Source organism: Glutamicibacter sp. NPDC127525 (assembly GCF_042672105.1).
Taxonomy (GTDB): Bacteria; Actinomycetota; Actinomycetes; order Actinomycetales; family Micrococcaceae; genus Glutamicibacter.
The window spans coordinates 1-5,450 of record NZ_JBHXVN010000015.1; the positions used below are offsets into that span (position 1 = coordinate 1).

The following is a 5,450-nucleotide window of genomic DNA, read 5'->3' on the forward strand; positions in this document are numbered from 1 at the left end:
ATTGTGTGTTGAAAGTCATCGGCCTATTAGTACAGGTCAGCTACACAAGTCTTTAGTCCTTGCTTCCACATCCTGCCTATCAACCCAGTGGTCTAGCTGGGGGCCTCTCACACTCAAGGTGCATGGAAATCTCATCTCGAAGCAGGCTTCCCGCTTAGATGCTTTCAGCGGTTATCCCTTCCAAACGTAGCTAATCAGCGATGCACTTGGCAGTACAACTGACACACCAGAGGTTCGTCCGTCCCGGTCCTCTCGTACTAAGGACAGCCCTTCTCAAATTTCCAACGCGCGCAGCGGATAGGGACCGAACTGTCTCACGACGTTCTAAACCCAGCTCGCGTACCGCTTTAATGGGCGAACAGCCCAACCCTTGGGACCTACTCCAGCCCCAGGATGCGACGAGCCGACATCGAGGTGCCAAACCATGCCGTCGATATGGACTCTTGGGCAAGATCAGCCTGTTATCCCCGAGGTACCTTTTATCCGTTGAGCGACGGCCCTTCCACGAGGTGCCGCCGGATCACTAGTCCCGACTTTCGTCCCTGCTCGAGCTGTCACTCTCACAGTCAAGCTCCCTTGTGCACTTACACTCGACACCTGATTGCCAACCAGGCTGAGGGAACCTTTGGGCGCCTCCGTTACATTTTAGGAGGCAACCGCCCCAGTTAAACTACCCATCAGGCACTGTCCCTGAACCAGATCATGGTCCGAAGTTAGGTGACCGGTACAGCCAGAGTGGTATTTCAACGATGACTCCACCTGAACTAGCGTCCAAGCTTCACAGTCTCCCACCTATCCTACACAAGCTGCACCGAACACCAATACCAAACTATAGTAAAGGTCTCGGGGTCTTTCCGTCCTGCTGCGCGTAACGAGCATCTTTACTCGTACTGCAATTTCGCCGAGTTCATGGTTGAGACAGCGGGGAAGTCGTTACTCCATTCGTGCAGGTCGGAACTTACCCGACAAGGAATTTCGCTACCTTAGGATGGTTATAGTTACCACCGCCGTTTACTGGGGCTTAAATTCTCAGCTTCGCATTACTGCTAACCAGTCCTCTTAACCTTCCAGCACCGGGCAGGAGTCAGTCCGTATACATCGTCTTGCGACTTCGCACGGACCTGTGTTTTTAGTAAACAGTCGCTTCCCCCTGGTCTCTGCGGCCCACACCCGCATCAGAGAAGCAAGTTCTCATCACGGGGCAGGCCCCCCTTCTTCCGAAGTTACGGGGGCATTTTGCCGAGTTCCTTAACCATGATTCTCTCGATCGCCTTAGTATTCTCTACCTGATCACCTGTGTCGGTTTGGGGTACGGGCGGACTTGGACCTCGCGCCGATGCTTTTCTAGGCAGCATAGGATCACCGAATCACCCCGAAAACGGGGCGCCTATCAGGTCTCAGAAACATGAGCGGCGGATTTGCCAACCACTCTTCCTACACCCTTGGACCAGGTCAATTCCATTGCCTGGCTCGGCTACCTTCCTGCGTCACACCTGTTAATACGCTGACCTCACTGCATCGGTTCCCACCACATCAACCAGCAAGATACCCGAAGGCACCAACAGCTAGCGTCAATCATGGTTAGCATCCACAGCTCAGTATGGGCGGTCCTTCGCCGGTACGGGAATATCAACCCGTTGTCCATCGACTACGCCTGTCGGCCTCGCCTTAGGTCCCGACTAACCCAGGGCAGATTAGCTTAACCCTGGAACCCTTGATCATTCGGCGGACGGGTTTCTCACCCGTCATTCGCTACTCATGCCTGCATTCTCACTCGTGTGGCCTCCACCGCTGGTTTACACCGCGACTTCACCGTCCACACGACGCTCCCCTACCCATCCAAACACCCAATCGAAACCAGGTTAATATTTGAATGACGCAACTTCGGCGGTGTGCTTGAGCCCCGCTACATTATCGGCGCGGAATCACTTGACCAGTGAGCTATTACGCACTCTTTCAAGGGTGGCTGCTTCTAAGCCAACCTCCTGGTTGTCACAGCAACTCCACATCCTTTTCCACTTAGCACACGCTTAGGGGCCTTAGTTGGCGTTCTGGGCTGTTTCCCTCTCGACTATGAAGCTTATCCCCCACAGTCTCACTGCTGCGCTCTCACTTGCCGGCATTCGGAGTTTGGCTAAGGTCAGTAACCTTGTAGGGCCCATCGCCTATCCAGTAGCTCTACCTCCAGCAAGAAACACGCAACGCTGCACCTAAATGCATTTCGGGGAGAACCAGCTATCACGAAGTTTGATTGGCCTTTCACCCCTACCCACAGCTCATCCCCTCCATTTTCAACTGAAGTGGGTTCGGTCCTCCACACGCTCTTACACGCGCTTCAACCTGGCCATGGGTAGATCACTTCGCTTCGGGTCTAGATCACGCCACTCAAACGCCCTATTCAGACTCGCTTTCGCTACGGCTTCCCCACACGGGTTAACCTCGCGACGTAACACTAACTCGCAGGCTCATTCTTCAAAAGGCACGCCATCACCAGGGAACAAGTCCCCAGCTCTAACGGATTGTAAGCGCACGGTTTCAGGTACTATTTCACTCCCCTCCCGGGGTACTTTTCACCATTCCCTCACGGTACTGATTCACTATCGGTCATCAAGTAGTATTCAGGCTTACCAGGTGGTCCTGGCAGATTCACACAAGGTTTCACGGGCCCCGTGCTACTCGGGTATCAACACTAGAACGGCAGACACGCATTACACCTACGGGACTATCACCCTCTATGGTCCGGCATTCCAACCGATTCACCTATACGCCTGCACCTCATCCCACCAGCAAGATAGCGCTGGTACATGTTGACCCCACAACCCCGGTGATGCAACGCCTATCCGCTATCACACACCAACCGGTTTAGCCCCATCCGCGTTCGCTCGCCACTACTAACGGAATCACTGTTGTTTTCTCTTCCTGCGGGTACTGAGATGTTTCACTTCCCCGCGTTCCCTCCACACAGCCTATACATTCAGCTGCAGGTCACACCACATAACATGGTGCGGGGTTCCCCCATTCGGAAATCCTGGTCTCAACGTCCGGTTATCGACTCCACCAGGCTTATCGCAGATTCCCACGTCCTTCATCGGCTCTTGATGCCAAGGCATCCACCGTGCGCCCTTAAAAACTTCAACACAACATCAAAGTCAAAAGATATGAGCAATAAAACAATCTAACAAAATCACGCAGACAAGACTCCAACACCAGGCAATCCAAGGAAAAGGACTACCCAGCTCATCTCATCTGCAAGATGCTCGCGTTCACTATACAGTTCCCAAACAACAACCCCGCACCCCCGCAACAACACCCCAAAACCAACACCAACCAAAGGCCAGCATCAATCCAACAGGACATCCTTGCAGCAAACACAGGACAAACACCGAAACACCAAGAACCCCTCACCCAAGCGAACACCACCAGGACCCTCCCCACAGGAAGAACCCCGGCAACCATTCACCAGGAAAGGAGGCTTGTTGCCTCAAAACCCAACAGCATGCCAAACCATACAAACCACACAACACCCACACACCGCATTCCAGCACCGCAAGAAGAAAACCCCCTGCAATGCGTACTAGCAGATGCCCAAGCACCACGCGGCCACAGCCAATACCCCGCACCAGCATCAGCCAGCACGTTTTCCGGTATTGAGTCCATTGATATTCCACCCATGAGCAACCCACCCGGACAACACTCGTGTCCAGCATGGGCAACCAATAATGGTTAGCTCCTTAGAAAGGAGGTGATCCAGCCGCACCTTCCGGTACGGCTACCTTGTTACGACTTAGTCCCAATCGCCAGTCCCACCTTCGACGACTCCCCCCACACAAGGTGGTTAGGCCATCGGCTTCGGGTGTTACCAACTTTCGTGACTTGACGGGCGGTGTGTACAAGGCCCGGGAACGTATTCACCGCAGCGTTGCTGATCTGCGATTACTAGCGACTCCGACTTCATGGGGTCGAGTTGCAGACCCCAATCCGAACTGAGACCGGCTTTTAGGGATTAGCTCCACCTCACAGTATCGCAACCCATTGTACCGGCCATTGTAGCATGCGTGAAGCCCAAGACATAAGGGGCATGATGATTTGACGTCATCCCCACCTTCCTCCGAGTTGACCCCGGCAGTCTCCCATGAGTCCCCACCTTTACGTGCTGGCAACATGGAACGAGGGTTGCGCTCGTTGCGGGACTTAACCCAACATCTCACGACACGAGCTGACGACAACCATGCACCACCTGTGAACCAGCCCCGAAGGGAAACCCCATCTCTGAGGCGGTCTGGCACATGTCAAGCCTTGGTAAGGTTCTTCGCGTTGCATCGAATTAATCCGCATGCTCCGCCGCTTGTGCGGGCCCCCGTCAATTCCTTTGAGTTTTAGCCTTGCGGCCGTACTCCCCAGGCGGGGCACTTAATGCGTTAGCTACGGCGCGGAAAACGTGGAATGTCCCCCACACCTAGTGCCCAACGTTTACGGCATGGACTACCAGGGTATCTAATCCTGTTCGCTCCCCATGCTTTCGCTCCTCAGCGTCAGTAAATGCCCAGAGACCTGCCTTCGCCATCGGTGTTCCTCCTGATATCTGCGCATTTCACCGCTACACCAGGAATTCCAGTCTCCCCTACATCACTCTAGTCTGCCCGTACCCACCGCAGATCCGAGGTTGAGCCTCGGACTTTCACGGCAGACGCGACAAACCGCCTACGAGCTCTTTACGCCCAATAAATCCGGATAACGCTTGCGCCCTACGTATTACCGCGGCTGCTGGCACGTAGTTAGCCGGCGCTTCTTCTGCAGGTACCGTCACTTTCGCTTCTTCCCTACTGAAAGAGGTTTACAACCCGAAGGCCGTCATCCCTCACGCGGCGTCGCTGCATCAGGCTTTCGCCCATTGTGCAATATTCCCCACTGCTGCCTCCCGTAGGAGTCTGGGCCGTGTCTCAGTCCCAGTGTGGCCGGTCACCCTCTCAGGCCGGCTACCCGTCGTCGCCTTGGTGAGCCATTACCTCACCAACAAGCTGATAGGCCGCGAGTCCATCCCCCACCGATAAATCTTTCCACCAACAACCATGCGGTCAAAGGTAATATCCGGTATTAGACCCAGTTTCCCGGGCTTATCCCAGAGTCGGGGGCAGGTTACTCACGTGTTACTCACCCGTTCGCCACTAATCCACCCAGCAAGCTGGGCTTCATCGTTCGACTTGCATGTGTTAAGCACGCCGCCAGCGTTCATCCTGAGCCAGGATCAAACTCTCCATAAAAAAATAAAAAGCCACCGGCAACCCCTTGGAAAATAAGGGCGAAGCCAATGAAGTCCTGGCGAATAATAAAACACTCAAGAACACTGCACGGGGGTGCAATGCCTCAAGCAAATGTTATGTATTCACCAAATAAAAATATTCGGTATCAACAAACTTGGCACACTATTGAGTTCTCAAACAACAAACACT

2 rRNA genes are annotated in these 5,450 nt (G+C 54.0%); both read right to left on the minus strand.

The window, feature by feature from the left end:
• Positions 1 to 5: 5 nt before the first annotated feature.
• Positions 6 to 3,137 (minus strand): 23S ribosomal RNA (locus ACFVHU_RS18560).
• 598 nt (positions 3,138 to 3,735) lie between these two features.
• A 16S ribosomal RNA gene (locus tag ACFVHU_RS18565) occupies positions 3,736 to 5,261 on the minus strand.
• The 16S and 23S rRNA genes sit together here, the layout of an rRNA operon.
• Between the last annotated feature and the right edge of the window lie 189 nt (positions 5,262 to 5,450).